Raw genomic sequence first — 13651 nt, 5'->3', positions numbered from 1 at the left:
ATCATCCGATGGAACCGCCCATATGTCCAGAGGGCCGCACATGTGAGCATCGCCACTCGCATTCGGGACCTACGGGCCCGTAGGTACGATTCCGTGCATGACTGCAGCTACCCCGGAAGTGCCCCCGGACGACCCCTCGCCGGTGCTCCCGCTGAAGCCCATGCTGAGAGGCTGGCTGCACGCGGGCATGTTCCCCACCGTGATCGTCGCGGGCCTGGTCCTGGTCGCCCTCTCGGACTCCCCCCGCGCCCGCATCGCCTGCGGGATCTACGTCCTCACCGCGTGCCTGCTCTTCGGCATCAGCGCGCTCTACCACCGCGGCACCTGGGGCCCGCGCGGCGAGGCCGTGCTCCGGCGCCTCGACCACGCCAACATCTTCCTGATCATCGCGGGCACCTACACCCCGCTCACCCTGCTCCTGCTCCCCGACTCCACGTCGAAGCCGCTGCTGTGGGCGGTCTGGGCGGCGGCCGTCGCCGGCATCGCCTTCCGCGTCTTCTGGGTCGGCGCGCCCCGCTGGCTCTACACGCCCTGCTACATCGCGATGGGCTGGGCCGCGGTCTTCTTCCTGCCCGACTTCCTGCGCACGGGCGGCATCGCCGTCCTCGTCCTGGTCGTCGTCGGCGGCCTGCTCTACAGCGCGGGCGGGATCATCTACGGCATCAAGCGCCCGAACCCGTCCCCGCGTTGGTTCGGCTTCCACGAGGTCTTCCACACGCTGACCCTCGCGGCCTTCATCGTCCACTACGTCGGCATCTCGCTGGTCGCGTACCAACACGCCTGACCTGCGAGAATGGCGGCATGGCCGCCGACGTCCCCGCCCGCCCCAGCCTCCGCGAACGCAAGAAGGCGAAGACCCGCGCGGCGATCCGGAGGGCCGCCCACCGGCTCGCCGCCGAGCACGGCTGGGAGGCCGCCACCACCGACCGGATCGCGGCGGCGGCCGAGGTCTCCCCCTCGACCGTCGCCCGCTACTTCCCGGTCCGCGAGGACGTCCTCCTCACCGGCGAGGACGACGCCCTCCTCGAAGCCCGGCTGCGCGCCCGCCCCGCCGGCGAGGACCCCCTGGAGTCCCTGCGCGCGGTCCTCCTCGAAGCGGTCCGCACCGCCCTCGCCGAGGAGCCGGAGGAGACCCGGCTGCGCGCCCGCCTCATGGTCGAGATCCCCGCCGTGCGGGCCCGCCTCACCGACACCACCGCCGAGACCGGCCGCCGCCTCGCCCGCGCCCTCGCCGACCGCACCGGCCGCGCCCCCGATGCCCTGGAGGTCCGCGTCTTCACCGCGGCCGTCCTCGGCGCCCTCCGCGAGACCACCGCCCACTGGGCCGAACACGGCCGCACCGACGACCTCGTGACCCTCCTCGACCGCACCCTCGACACCCTCAAGGGCGGCCCGGCTCTCCCCTGACCCCGCTCACACCGGCAGATCGCCCTCCCCGCCCGTCACCTCGCGGGCGACACGGCTCCACTCGTCCCGCCCGCCGGGCAGCGGCCAGGCCCAGGTGGGCCGCGTCCCCGTGCGCAGCTCCGCGAGACGGCGGGCCAGCGCGGGCCCCGCGATCTCCGCGCCGTCGGGAACGACGTCGCCGTGCCGGGCACGGAGCCCCGCGAAACGGGCCAGTTCGGCCTCGTACTCCTCCGCCGCCCGCTCCGTGCCCGCCGCCACCTCGTCGCCGGGCGCGGTGCGGTCCAGGTACAGCAGCGGGGGCGCGACCGACTCGGCGACCGCGGCGGCCAGCCGGGCGTGGCCGTCCAGGACCACGTGGCAGTCCAGACCGCTGACCCACCACAGCAGGACGGGCGGCAGGACCCCGTCACGGGCCTGCTTGCGGTACGCCTTGACCCGCGCGTCACCGGGGTCCGGCATCGGCCGCAGCGGCAGGATCTCCCACGACCCGTGGTGGACGAACCAGTCGACGTACCCGTCGGGATGGCCCTCGACGAGCATCTCGCCCCAGTACGCGGAGGGCGGCAGGTTCAGGTGGTTCCAGCGGAGCAGCGGGCCCTCCCGCGAGAGCAGCCACCGCCCGCCGTGCAGCGGCCCGTCCGGCGCCTCAGCCAGGTGCTCCGCGAAGCGGTACGCCCAGCGGTCCGGCCGCCCGGCCGCCTCCCGCGCGGCCGCGGCCCGCAGCGGCGGGACGACGGAGCGGTAGGCGTCGGTGCGCCGGAAGACGACCCCGCAGTGGTCGTCGTCGACGGCGGCGAGGAGCACCGGCCGCCCCTCCTGCGCGAGCAGCAGCCGCCCCTCGGCGGCGAACAGGCACAGTCCGGGCCGGCCGCGGGACTCCACCTCCAGGGACACCCCCGCCCAGGCCCCGTCCTCCCCGAAGGCATCCGCGCGTCGCATCCGAGAACCCTAGGGCGTGTCCGGCGCTCCCAGCACCTCCCTGACCACCCGCGCCGACTCCGGATTGTCCGCGCACTCCCACACCCCGTGCGGGCAGTAGTCCGTCACCGTCTGGTAGACCGGCCGGTGCACGGCGAACCAGTCGAGCATCCCCCGGACGTACGCCGGGTTGTCGCCGTTGCGGAAGAGGCCCCACTCCGGGTACGAGACGGGCTTGCCGTGCTCCGCCGCGAACCGGACGTGGTGGGCGAGGCCGTACTCCTCGTTCACCTGGCCCTCGAAGGAGAGGCCCTCGGGCTGGTCGTAGGCGTCCATGCCGATGATGTCGACGACGTCGTCCCCGGGGTAGCAGAGCGGCCACGGCACGGCGTCGCGCCCCCGGCTCGGCGTGAAGTCGAAGCGGAACCGCTGCCCCGGCACCGCCCGCAGCACCTCCACCGTCCGCCGCCAGTGCGCCTTCCACGCCTCCGGGTCGGGGCCGCAGCGGTGGCTGTACGTGGTGCCGTTCATCTCCCAGCCCAGGACCAGGACCGCGTCCCCGAGCCGGTGCTCCACCAGCCGCTCCCCCAGGGCCCGGAAGTGCCCGTCGAACGCGCCCGCCGCGCCCCGCCGCAGGCCCTCCCGCACCTCGGCGTCGGACAGGCCCTCCTCGCTGCGGTCGAGCAGCGGCACGTTGAGCACGAAGAGCCGTCCGGGCCGCTCCTCCTTCCAGCGCGCCCACGGCCCGAAGAGCGCCGGATGCCCCTCGATGTTGGACCAGCGGTCCCCCGGCAGGTACGTGTGCCCGACGGTCAGCGCCGTGCCGCCGAGCCACTCCCGCACCCGGGCGATCCGGCGCACCCCGGCCTCGTCGGAGCCGGTGAAGAACCCCGAGGGCACCCCCTGCGGCGGCCGCTCCCCGGCGGGCCGGCCCTCGGGCGCGAGCCGGTCGTACGACAGGAGGAGGACGAGAGCGGCCGCGAGCAGCACGATCGGTGCGGCTCGCGGCCGGAAGGACGTCGAGGAGGGACGGTTCACGTCAGCTCGTCCAGAAGTCCCACCACCGGGTCAGGATCAGCATCCCGACGATCCCGAGGTGCAGGAGGGGCGGCGCGAGGGCGAACTCGCCGAAGAAGGTCCGCGCCCCCGCCGGCGCGGGCAGCACCCCGGTCCGGACGTTGTGCGCGGTGACGGACCAGAACATCAGGATCGTCGCGGTCCAGGCCAGGCAGCACCACAGGCAGAGCGCGTTGATCTCGTACAGCGACTGGTGCATCAGCCAGGTGCAGAAGCCGACCCCGAAGAGCGTCCCGGCGTTCAGGCCGAGCCAGAACCAGCCCCGGTAGCGGGCCCCGGCGAGCAGCCCGGCGCCGATCGCGACGACGACGGCGTACGTGACGAGCCCGAGCATCGGGTTGGGGAACCCGAACACCGCCGCCTGCTCGCTCTTCATGACGCTGCCGCAGGAGACCACCGGGTTCAGGCTGCACCCCGGGGTGAAGCCGGGGTCCTCCAGGAGCTTGAACTTGTCGAGCGTGATCACCCAGCCGGCCAGGACGCCCGCCGCGCCGGTGACCACCAGGAGCCAGGCGAGGCCCCGGCCCGCCCCGACCGGACCGCCGTCCTCCCGGACGTCCTCCCGCCGCCGCTGGCCCGGCACTCCGCCCCGTACGTCCACCGTCGCCATGGCGCGACCCCTCTTCCCGGTTCTTCCCGCTCTTCCGTCCGGCCCGTTCAGCCCTGGAGGCGGCGGACCGGCAGCAGGACGTGGGCGCTCTCCGCGAGCATCTCCTCGTCCGACACGAAGGCCCGCAGCCGCGCCTCGTCGACGGGCCGGCCGGGGACCGCCTCGGGCCAGGGCCGCACCGAGCAGATCAGATAGGCCTTGCCGCTCTCCCGGGCGGCCGTCTGCCACTCGTCGGGCACCGGGCACTGCACCTTCAGGAAGGGCAGGTTGAGCACGGCCGAGCCGCCCTCGACGAGCAGCGAGGCGTTGATCCCGGTGTCCTTCTCCAGGTCGAAGAGCCGGTCGCCGACCGAGAGGCCCATGGCCTCCAGAGCCGCCCGCATCGCCTGCTGACCGGCCTCCGGGCCGTCCCGGCCGTCGCCGAGCGAGTACGCCATGAGGAACGGCGTGCCCGCCGACTCGGCGGAGGGCTCGCTGGACCACGGGATCACCGTGAGGGTTCCCAGCGGAGAGGCGCTGCGCGCCGAGGACACGACGTTGGAAGTGGTCATGAATCGGATGCTAGTGCTCCAACCACCCTTTCCCCGCGCCCCTTTCACCCGAACGGCCGACATTCACGCCGCTGGCATTTCCGCCGCAACGAACCCGGGTTTTCATCGTTGTGCCCTGAAGGCTCCCCCTCCCTGCGGCGGGGGGACCCCCGGCCGACCGACTGGAGACCACCGATGACCGTCCCGCGCCGCGTCGCACTGCGGTCCCTCTTCGCCCTGGCCGTCACCGCCTTCACCGGCGGCGCCCTCGGCCGCGTCGCGCTCCGCGCCCCGGACGGAGGACCGGACGCCCCGCACGCCGACGACCCGCACGCCTTCGACGAGATGTACGGGGGCCGCCGCATCCTGGGCCTCTCCGGCCCCGGCGGCGAGCCGACGGCCTTCGTCGACGGCCGGCCGCTGCACCTGATGCGCTGTGCCGACGGCGGCTACGTCACTCCGATCGACCACTACGAGTCCTGCCCGACGCCGCTGGCGGCGGTCCGCGCGGCCGTGGACGAGCTGGGCACAGCCCCGCTCTCCCCCCTCGCGGGCGCCCACGGCGTCCCCACGGGCCCTACGGGAGGGAGCCCGCGTGGTGTACACGCGTAAGAACCAGCGCGACCTGACCGGCGCCGAGCGCCGCAGGTTCGTCGCCGCCGTCCTGGAGCTCAAGCGCGCCGGGACGTACGACCGCTTCGTCCGCACCCACATCGACCACTACGTGGCCGACGGGGAGGGCAGGCTGCGGGTCGCGCACATGACGCCGAGCTTCCTGCCGTGGCACCGGAGGTTCCTGCTCGAATTCGAGACGGCGCTGCGCCGGATCGACCCCACGGTGAGCGTCCCGTACTGGGACTGGACCCGGGACAACAGCCCGGCGTCGTCGATCTGGGGCGAGGACTTCATGGGCGGCAACGGGCGCCGGTCCGACCTCCAGGTGATGACCGGCCCGTTCGCGCACTCCTCCGGCCGCTGGAACGTCACCCAGTCGATGACCGAGGGCCGCTTCCTGACCAGGGACTTCGGACGCCCCCGCGACCCGATCGCGCTCCCCACCCAGGCCCAGCTGGAGGAGGTGATGCGGGAACGGGTGTACGACGTGACGCCCTGGAACTCGGCGAGTCCCTCCGGCTTCCGCAACCGCCTGGAGGGCTGGGCGCCGGGGCAGGGCAACGACCGGTTCCGGATCCACAACCGGGTGCACCGCTGGGTCGGCGGGCTGATGCTCGGCGGCGGTTCCGTGAACGACCCGGTCTTCTGGCTGCACCACGCCTTCGTGGACCTGGTCTGGTCCCGCTGGCAGCAGCGGAACCCCGGGGCCGCCTACCTCCCGGCGGAGCCGCCGCCGCTGGGCGACGGGCAGTACCGCAAGGTGGTCGCCCGGCACCAGCCGATGGCGCCGTGGGGGGTGACCCCGGCCTCGATGTTCGACCACAGCCGGATCTACCGGTACGCCTGAGCCGCCGCGCACGGGCCCGTACGCGCGTGTCCCCCCGGCCTCGTCGGGCCGGGGGGACACGGGTGGGGAGCGAGGGGATCAGCCGCCGTAGCCGCCGTCGTCCTCGCGGTCCTCGTCGCCGTCGGCGTTGATGCAGGTGTTGCCGAAGGCCGGGTTCAGCAGGCCGATGACGTTGACGGTGTTGCCGCAGAGGTTGATCGGGACGTGGACCGGGACCTGCAGGACGTTGCCGGAGGCGACACCGGGCGAGTGGGCGGCGACGGCCTCGGCGCCCGAGTCGGCGACGGCCAGGCCGGCTCCGCTGAGGGCAACGGCACCCGTGCCGGCGATGACAGCGGCAGCCTTCGCGATGCGAGACATCAAGAACTCCTTGGACGTGGAAAGCGACCGCAGGAATCACGGTCGTCATGCCGGTTCAACGCCGGGTGGAGTTGCGGGTCACGGCCATTGGGCCGAACGAGAAGAAGGAAAAAAGAAAAAATGGCCCGCGGACCGGAATTCCGTCCGCCGTCGGATACGACGGGACGGGCCCGGTCCGCGGGCCTCGGCCATGCGACGAGCCTTCTCCTGCAACGATCGACGGCCCGCCGGGGTGACGGGTGGCGGGCAGCGAGTAACAGGTGACGGGGGCGGGAAGAATCGTCCCTTCACCCGCTTCGGCCGGTCACCCGCTTCAGCCGGTCACCCGCTCCGGTCAGTGCCCTTCGGGCGCCAGGCCGAGCCGGGAGTCCAGTGCGCCGCTCAGCGTCGGGGCGAGCAGGCCGACGCGCGGCAGGGTGAGGTCCGGCAGTCCGTCGAGGCCGTTGCCGCGGGGCGCCTCCACCGGGCTCCCGACGGTGGCGCCCGGCGTGGCCGCCGCCATCTCCGAGTGCGGGGCGGTGAGGAGGGCGTGACCGGGCTCACTGCCGCGCAGGAGCTCGGGCAGCGGGGCGTCCACCGGCGCCTCGACGGCGGAGGCGGGCGCGGTCATGAGGAGACCCGTGCCGGCGTGGGAGCGCAGATTCATGTTCTGACAACGAGGCCCGCGGGAGAACGTGGCAGGTCTCCCCTGGGCGCGGCAGCGCGCGGGGCCCTCACCGGTGAAGGTGAGGGCCCCGGTTGACGCGGTGTCCGTACGGAGGGTCAGTGACGGCGCGCGAACCGTCGTCCGGCACGGGCGTAGACCACGGCACCGCCGATGACGAGCGCGACGCTGGCCGCGGCCGCCCCCATGAGCGCGGGCTCGCTACCGGTCTCGGGGAGCTGCGGCGGAGTGGTGGGGGGCTTCGTCGGCGGCGTCGTGGGAGGCGTCGCCGGCGGAGTGGTCGTGGGCGGGGCGGTCGTCGGCGGAGTCGTCGGCGGCGTGGTGGGAGGCGTCGTCGGCGGCTTCGTCGGCGGAGTGGTCGGAGGCTTGGTCGGCGGGGTCGTCGGCGGCGTCGTGGGAGGCGTCGTCGGCGGCTTCGTCGGAGGGGTGGTGGGCGGAGTGGTCGGCGGCGTCGTCGGCGGCGTGGTGGGAGGCGTCGTGGGGGGTGTCGTCGGCGGCGTCGTCGGCGGCTTCGTCGGAGGGGTGGTGGGGGGCGTCGTCGGCGGAGTGGTCGGCGGCGTCGTGGGAGGCGTCGTCGGCGGCGTCGTGGGAGGCGTCGTCGGCGGCGTCGTGGGAGGTGTCGTCGGCGGGGTGGTCGGCGGGTGCGAGGGCTCCTCGCCGTAACCGCCTTCGTCGCCCTCGCCGTAACCGCCGTCGTCGTCCCCGCCGTAACCGCCGTCGTCGTGGCCGTAGCCGTCGTCCTGGCCTCCCGCGTGACCGCAGAGGTGCCCGACGGCCGCCGCCGCGGCGGCCCCCTTCTCCGCGATCCGGCCGCAGACGTCCGCCGTCAGGGGAGCCTGGACGTGGCCGGCCGCACCCGGGCCCGGTCCTTCGCCCGCGCCCGGGTGGGAGCTCGCGGCAAGGGCGAATCCGCCGCTCAGCGACAGGATTCCGGTCGCTGCCGCCGCGGTGAGTACTTTCCTGCTGATGATGGACCGCATACCGCTCTTCCTCTGAGAAAAGGAGAGGCCGACGAAACTCCCCCTCGCTCCGACCGGCCTGGTACCCACTGACGTGCGCGTGGGACTGGCGAGAGAGTAGGAGCCGGAGCGGGGCGTGGAGCATGGGCCACACGGCAGATCATCTGAAAATCATTCGATCAGCCGACCGTGGGGAACGGGGCGCGAAGGCCTCGGGGAATGCCCCTGGGGACACCCGTACTGACGGGGTGTCAGCCGCCCAGCGGAAGGCCGCCGGCGAGCGGGAGGCCACCGAGCAGCGAGCCGCCCTTGGTGGCCTCGTTGAGCTGGGACGCCGTGTCCGTGACGGTCTTCACCGGGGAGCCCTCCGTGGTGCTGCTCAGCACGTCGGTCTTCAGGCCGTTGGCGGCGATCGCCTCCAGGCCGCCGTTCAGGCTGGTGGGGGTGAGCGCCTCCGTGGCCATGGCGGGCGTGGCGGCACCCAGCGCCATCAGCGAACCGGCGACGACCGCGGCGACCTTGGTGGGCTTCATGGGGTGAATCCTTCCTCTGACTTTCACGTCACTTCCCGTACGGACTTCTCGGGCGAATCCCGTACGTCGTTCTGCTTCTGTAACGAGAAGTGCGCTTCCCGGAAACTCCGGGAGGAAGGATTTCTCGACACTGCACCCGATCGATGAGACCGGTGCTATTTGCCGACCGCACACGCGTTCCCCCGCTCCGCGGGCCGGTCGGCCGTCACCCGGAGGGGCCTGCGGCCATAGCCCTCCGCAGTCGGAGAACTACTGAGCGCCACGCACCCGTTCGGGTGAATCCACCCTCCCACCCTGTCCCGGAGAGGGGCGTGCGCCGTTGCACCGGGCGGCGCGCACCCGTGCGCCGGAGCGGGTTCCGACCCCGCGACGACATGGAAAAGCCGGTGCGCCCGTCCCTGGTGGGAGCGGGCGCACCGACCTCGAAAGGACCGATCGGGCGTGCCGGATCAGACGTTGGCGCAGGTGTTGCCGAAGGCGGGGTTCAGCAGGCCGATGACGTTCACGGTGTTGCCGCAGACGTTGACCGGGATGTGGACCGGGATCTGCGCGATGTTGCCGGAGAGGACGCCGGGGGAGTGCACGGCCGCGGCCTCGGCTCCGGCGTCGGCGACGGCGGCACCCGCGGTACCGGCGACGGCGGCGGCGGCACCCATGGTCAGGACAACGGCCTTGGCGATACGGGACATGGAGAAGTGCTCCTCGATCGAATTCATACGGCTCGGACTGCGCGGACCGGCGGGCCCGACTCCTTCAACAACGCCTCCGATTTCCATCGGTTGCTCTCCCGAACGGGTGACTCGCGATCGGCCTTTGGGCCGAAAGAGGGGCACGGGAGCGTCCGGGCGCGAAATGGCGCAACACGTACAACGACGAACAGGCCACATAGATACGGGAGTTAGTGTTGCCGTGCATCTAATGCTTAGTATCGCCCCGATTCGGGGTTATAACTTTCTCGAACGTTGCTTCCGGGCCTGCCGCGCGTTCACCCATTTCGTGCGGACCACACCTTCCCCCCTCCCGGCCTTCGCGGGTCTTCCCTTCCTCCTCTCATCAAAGCGGAGAACCTGTATGCGGAATTCAGCGGTTCCTGCCGTGCCCCGCGGCACGTCGGCCGCCCGGGCGGACGTGCGGCGCTGACGTGCTGTCACCACACGACACGGACCCGGGGTCCGTCACCGTCCTGCACGCGGTCCAGCCCGGCGACGGCGGGGTCGCCCGCGTCGTCGTCGACCTCGTGCGCGCCCAGCGCGCCGCCGGCCTGCGGGTCGCGGTCGCCTGCCCGCCCGGCACCGTCCTCTCCGCCGCCGTCCGCGCCGAGGGCGCGGAGGTCCACGACTGGCGGGCCGGCCGCGACCCGGGGCCCGCGCTCGTCCGCGAGACCGCGTCCCTGGCCCGCCTCGTCCGCGCGGTCGGGCCCGACCTCGTCCACGCGCACAGCGCCAAGGCCGGGCTGTGCGCCCGGCTCGTCCTGCGGGGCCGGATCCCGACGGTGTACCAGCCGCACGCCTGGTCGTTCGCGGCGGTCCGGGGGACGACCGCCGCGCTGGCCCGGCGCTGGGAGCGGTTCGGCGCCCGCTGGACGGACCGGATCCTCTGCGTGAGCGAGGCCGAGCGCCGCACCGGCGAGGCGGCCGGGGTCGAGGCGGACTGGTCGGTCGTCCACAACGGCGTGGACACGGCCCGGTTCGCGAACGACGGCCCGCCCCGCAACCCGGCCCCCACGGTCGTCTGCGTGGGCCGGCTCTGCCGTCAGAAGGGACAGGACGTGCTGCTCGCCGCCTGGCCCGCCGTCCTCGCGGAGGTGCCCGCGGCCCGGCTCGTCCTGGTCGGCGACGGCCCGGACGCGGAGGGGCTGCGGGCCGCCGCCGGCCCCTCGGTGCGGTTCGCCGGGGCCGTCGGGGACACCGCCCCCTGGTACCGGGCCGCCGACGTGGTCGTCCTGCCGTCCCGCTGGGAGGGCATGGCGCTCGCGCCCCTGGAGGCCATGGCGAGCGGCCGGCCCGTCGTCGTCAGCGACGTGGACGGGGCCCGGGAGAGCCTGCCGCCCGCCCACGAACCCCTGTGCCTGGTCCCGCCCGAGGACCCGGCCGCGCTCGCCGCCGCTCTCGGCCGCCTCCTCGGCAGGCCGGAGCTGCGGCACCGCCTGGGCCGGGAGGCCCACGAGCACGTACGCAGCAGTTTCGATGTCCGGCGCACCGGCGCGGCCGTCGCGGACGTCTACCGCGAACTGGCCGGAGTGCGGGGGGCCGAGCACAGAGAGCCGATCGCACAGTGACCACGGAAAGCACCAGCGTCCCCTCCTCGCCGGGCCCCTGGCCCGCGGCGGGCCAGGCCTTCGGCCTCACCTCCCTCGCGCCGCCCCGCGGCACCCCAGGCCGCCTCTCGGTGCCGCGCCGCCACCGCCCCGGCGCCCGGACCCGCCGGTGGGCCGGCGCGGCACCGCTCGTGGCGGTCGACGGCCTGGCCGTCGTCGCGGCCGCCTCGGTCCTGAGCGCGGCGCACCACGACGTCCGGCTCGTCCTGCCGGTCCTGGCGCTCGTCCTGCTCCTCGACGGGCACGCCGGGCTCCACCGGCCCGCCGCGCACGTCCGGGCCCTGGACGAGCTGCCCGCGCTCGCCTCCCGCGCCGGGGTCGCCTGGTGCCTGGCGGCGGCGGGCGTCGCCGCGTACTCCCCGGACCTGGCGATCGGACCGCTGCGGCTCTGCGCCGCGTACGCCGTCCACGTCCTCCTCGTCTGCGCGGTCCGCGCCCTCGTCATCGGCCGGCGGCGGCGGATCGCGAAGGCGCACCCCCGGTCGGCGCTGGTCGTCGGCGGGACGGGGGACGCGCGCCGGTTCGCGGCGGCGGCCGTCCAGCATCCCGAGTACGGGGTGCTGCCGGTCGGGATCGTCGGCGTGCCCGAGCAGGGCGGCGCCCCCCGGGCGGCCGGCGAGGCCGGTCTCCCGGTGCTCACCACGACCGAGGAGATCCACCGGGCCGTCATCCAGAACACCGTGCGCGACGCGGTGTTCCTGGACGACGACCCGGGCCTGATGACGCTCTTCCAGCAGTACGGCTGCACCACCTGGCGGGTCGGCGGCCGGCACCAGGACGGGCCGATGGGCGAGCACATGTGGGGGCACGCCTGGCACCGGATCGTCCCGCTGGACGAGCGGCGCGGCCTCGCCGCCAAGCGCGTCCTGGACATCGCCCTCGCCGCCCCCGCGCTGGTGTTCGCGCTGCCCGTGCTGCTGCTCTGCGCGCTCGCCGTGCGCCTCTCGGACGGCCCCGGGGTCCTGTTCCGGCAGGAACGGGTGGGCCAGTACGGGCGCCACTTCACGCTGCTCAAGTTCCGTACGCTCCGGCCCTCGGACGACACCGAGTCGGCGACCCGCTGGAACGTGGCGGGCGACCGGCGGATGAGCGCGGCCGGGAGCCTCCTGCGGAAGACCTCGCTGGACGAGCTGCCGCAGCTCTGGAACGTGCTCCGCGGGGACATGAGCCTGGTCGGGCCCCGGCCGGAACGCCCTTACTTCGTCGCCCAGTTCAGCAAGATCCACGCCGGTTACGCGGCCCGCCACCGGATGCCGGTGGGGCTCACCGGGCTCGCGCAGGTGCACGGGCTGCGCGGCGACACCTCGATCGAGGACCGCTGCCGCTTCGACAACCACTACATCGACCACTGGTCGCTGTGGCAGGACGTCTGCATCCTGCTGCGCACGGCCGCCGAGCTCGTCCGACCCACGGGGAGCTGAGGATGGCCACGGCCGCGACGCTTCCCGTGGTCGGCCCGGCGGCGCGGGACCGGCTCCGCAGGGCCGGGACCCTCGCCCCGGTCCTCGCCGTGATCGCGCTGCTGCTCGTCCCGGGCGGCGGCGGCGCGCAGGGCGGCACCGGCGGGACGGGCACGGTCGCGGACGCGGCCTCCGGGCTCCTCGTGCTGATCTGCCTGGTGCGGGTGGCGCGCGGCGGGGCCCGGCCGCTGACCCGTACGGCGGCCGTCGTCCTCGGCCTGCCGGTCCTCGGGATCTGTCTGGCCGCGATCACCTCGAACGACCCGGCGTCGAGCCTGCCGGGCGTCGCCCGCTACGTGCAGGTCTTCGTCCTGGTCCCGGCGGCCGTGCTCCTGACGGTCCGCGACCGGCGGGACTTCGCCGTGGTCGCCTGGGCCCTCGTCGGGCTCGCGCTGTTCCAGGGCGCGGTGGGCGTCGGCCAGTACCTGACCGGTACGGGCGCCTCGTACCAGGGCGAGGACGTCCGGGCCGTCGGGACGTTCGGGGCCACCGACGTGATGGGCATGGCGACCGTCGTCTCGTACGGGCTCGTCGTCGTCACCGGGATCGCGCTCGGCAGCGGTCCGGGGCGGGCGCGGACGGCGGCCCTGGTCTGCGCGGGGCTGCTGTTCCTCCCGCTGGTCCTCTCCTTCAGCCGGGGCGCGTGGATCGCGACCGTGGTCGCCTGCGCGCTCCAGCTGCTCCTGGCGGGGCCGCGCCGGGCGGTGCGGGTCGGGCTCGCGGCCGGGGCGCTCGGCGTGGTCCTCGTCGGCGGCCTCGGGATCGGCTCGGACATGGTGGAGGACCGGGTCGCCAGCATCACGCGGGTGACGGCGGCGCCGGACCAGTCGGTGACGGACCGGTACACGATGTGGGCGGCGGCCGGGGAGATGTGGCGCGCGGAGCCTCTCACCGGCGTCGGCCTGAAGGGCTTCCCGCAGTACCGCGACGCGCACGCCTCGGTCGCGCTGTCCTCGGGCAGCGACACGGCGGGCGCGGGCGCGGCCTTCCGGCGGCAGCCGCTGCTCTCCCCGCACAACATGTACCTGCTCGTCCTGAGCGAGCAGGGGCTCGTGGGGCTGCTCGCCCTGGCGGGGAGCTGGACGGCGCTGCTCGTCGGTGCGCTGCGGCGGCGCGGCGGCCCCGGGTCCGGCCCCGGCGCGGACTGCGCGCTCGTCGCCACGGGCCTGCTCGTCTGGCAGCTCACCGACTTCTTCTACGCGGACATCGGCGGCCCCTCGACGGTCCTGATGTCGGTCGTGCTCGGCCTGGCGGCCTGGTGGTCGCTGGTGGGGGCGAGACGTGCGTGACCCGTGGGCCGGGGAACCGGAACCCACGGACGCCGGGTGGCCCGCGGACCCGCCGCGGTCCGACG

General features: G+C 74.2%; 16 protein-coding genes. 8 read left to right on the top strand and 8 right to left on the bottom strand.

Annotated features, from left to right (window positions below):
• Positions 1 to 97 precede the first annotated feature (97 nt).
• The gene (trhA, locus tag ACWGSR_RS06760; RefSeq protein WP_376234869.1) at positions 98 to 784 is read left to right on the top strand and encodes a PAQR family membrane homeostasis protein TrhA; all 687 of its coding nucleotides are present in this window, start codon (positions 98 to 100) and stop codon (positions 782 to 784) included.
• A gap of 17 nt (positions 785 to 801) precedes the next feature.
• Complete coding sequence (locus ACWGSR_RS06755; protein ID WP_453564021.1) at positions 802 to 1407, top strand: acyl-CoA-like ligand-binding transcription factor; 606 nt, start codon at positions 802 to 804, stop codon at positions 1405 to 1407.
• 6 nt (positions 1408 to 1413) lie between these two features.
• On the opposite strand, the gene ACWGSR_RS06750 is transcribed toward ACWGSR_RS06755, so the two are convergent.
• Genes ACWGSR_RS06750 through ACWGSR_RS06735 form a run of 4 tightly spaced genes read right to left on the bottom strand, consistent with a single transcriptional unit; the run spans position 1414 to position 4563 of the window.
• On the bottom strand, positions 1414 to 2346 hold the full coding sequence (locus ACWGSR_RS06750) for a hypothetical protein (RefSeq protein ID WP_453564018.1): 933 nt from the start codon (positions 2344 to 2346) through the stop codon (positions 1414 to 1416).
• 9 nt (positions 2347 to 2355) lie between these two features.
• A complete protein-coding gene (locus tag ACWGSR_RS06745) occupies positions 2356 to 3363 on the bottom strand; it encodes a glycoside hydrolase family 26 protein (protein WP_376234863.1) in 1008 nt (335 codons plus the stop codon).
• A gap of 1 nt (position 3364) precedes the next feature.
• A complete protein-coding gene (locus ACWGSR_RS06740; RefSeq protein ID WP_376234861.1) occupies positions 3365 to 4012 on the bottom strand; it encodes a vitamin K epoxide reductase family protein in 648 nt (215 codons plus the stop codon).
• Positions 4013 to 4059: 47 nt separating this feature from the next.
• Positions 4060 to 4563, bottom strand: a complete 504-nt coding sequence (locus tag ACWGSR_RS06735; protein WP_376234859.1) for a DUF5949 family protein — start codon at positions 4561 to 4563, stop codon at positions 4060 to 4062.
• Positions 4564 to 4737: 174 nt separating this feature from the next.
• On the opposite strand from ACWGSR_RS06735, the gene ACWGSR_RS06730 reads away from it, so the two are divergent.
• Positions 4738 to 5154 (top strand): tyrosinase family oxidase copper chaperone, encoded by a 417-nt coding sequence (locus tag ACWGSR_RS06730; protein ID WP_453564012.1) that lies wholly within the window; start codon positions 4738 to 4740, stop codon positions 5152 to 5154.
• Positions 5138 to 6004 (top strand): tyrosinase family protein, encoded by an 867-nt coding sequence (locus ACWGSR_RS06725; RefSeq protein ID WP_453564009.1) that lies wholly within the window; start codon positions 5138 to 5140, stop codon positions 6002 to 6004. Before ACWGSR_RS06730 ends, ACWGSR_RS06725 begins: the two co-directional genes overlap by 17 nt.
• Before the next feature lie 78 nt (positions 6005 to 6082).
• On the opposite strand, the gene ACWGSR_RS06720 is transcribed toward ACWGSR_RS06725, so the two are convergent.
• On the bottom strand, positions 6083 to 6364 hold the full coding sequence (locus ACWGSR_RS06720; protein ID WP_376234852.1) for a chaplin: 282 nt from the start codon (positions 6362 to 6364) through the stop codon (positions 6083 to 6085).
• A 334-nt stretch (positions 6365 to 6698) separates the two neighbouring features.
• Positions 6699 to 7010, bottom strand: coding sequence for a hypothetical protein (locus ACWGSR_RS06715; protein WP_376234849.1), 312 nt, complete (start codon positions 7008 to 7010; stop codon positions 6699 to 6701).
• A gap of 171 nt (positions 7011 to 7181) precedes the next feature.
• On the opposite strand from ACWGSR_RS06715, the gene ACWGSR_RS06710 reads away from it, so the two are divergent.
• On the top strand, positions 7182 to 7691 hold the full coding sequence (locus ACWGSR_RS06710; protein WP_453564005.1) for a hypothetical protein: 510 nt from the start codon (positions 7182 to 7184) through the stop codon (positions 7689 to 7691).
• 547 nt (positions 7692 to 8238) lie between these two features.
• Here the strand turns inward: ACWGSR_RS06710 and ACWGSR_RS06705 are convergent.
• A complete protein-coding gene (locus tag ACWGSR_RS06705) occupies positions 8239 to 8520 on the bottom strand; it encodes a hypothetical protein (RefSeq protein ID WP_376234844.1) in 282 nt (93 codons plus the stop codon).
• Positions 8521 to 8969: 449 nt separating this feature from the next.
• Positions 8970 to 9209 (bottom strand): chaplin, encoded by a 240-nt coding sequence (locus ACWGSR_RS06700; RefSeq protein ID WP_366371412.1) that lies wholly within the window; start codon positions 9207 to 9209, stop codon positions 8970 to 8972.
• Positions 9210 to 9661: 452 nt separating this feature from the next.
• Here ACWGSR_RS06700 and ACWGSR_RS06695 point away from each other — a divergent pair, with 452 nt between their 5' ends.
• From ACWGSR_RS06695 to ACWGSR_RS06685, 3 genes are read left to right on the top strand one after another with little or no spacing between them, the layout of a single operon-like run.
• Complete coding sequence (locus ACWGSR_RS06695; protein ID WP_376234841.1) at positions 9662 to 10798, top strand: glycosyltransferase; 1137 nt, start codon at positions 9662 to 9664, stop codon at positions 10796 to 10798.
• Positions 10795 to 12258, top strand: a complete 1464-nt coding sequence (locus ACWGSR_RS06690; RefSeq protein ID WP_453564000.1) for a sugar transferase — start codon at positions 10795 to 10797, stop codon at positions 12256 to 12258. Before ACWGSR_RS06695 ends, ACWGSR_RS06690 begins: the two co-directional genes overlap by 4 nt.
• A gap of 2 nt (positions 12259 to 12260) precedes the next feature.
• Positions 12261 to 13586, top strand: coding sequence for an O-antigen ligase family protein (locus ACWGSR_RS06685; protein ID WP_376234836.1), 1326 nt, complete (start codon positions 12261 to 12263; stop codon positions 13584 to 13586).
• Positions 13587 to 13651: the final 65 nt, after the last annotated feature.

Source organism: Streptomyces sp. NPDC055632 (genome assembly GCF_053618675.1).
The sequence above is the reverse complement of the archived record's forward strand: the minus strand, read 5'-3'. Positions and strand labels throughout refer to the sequence as shown.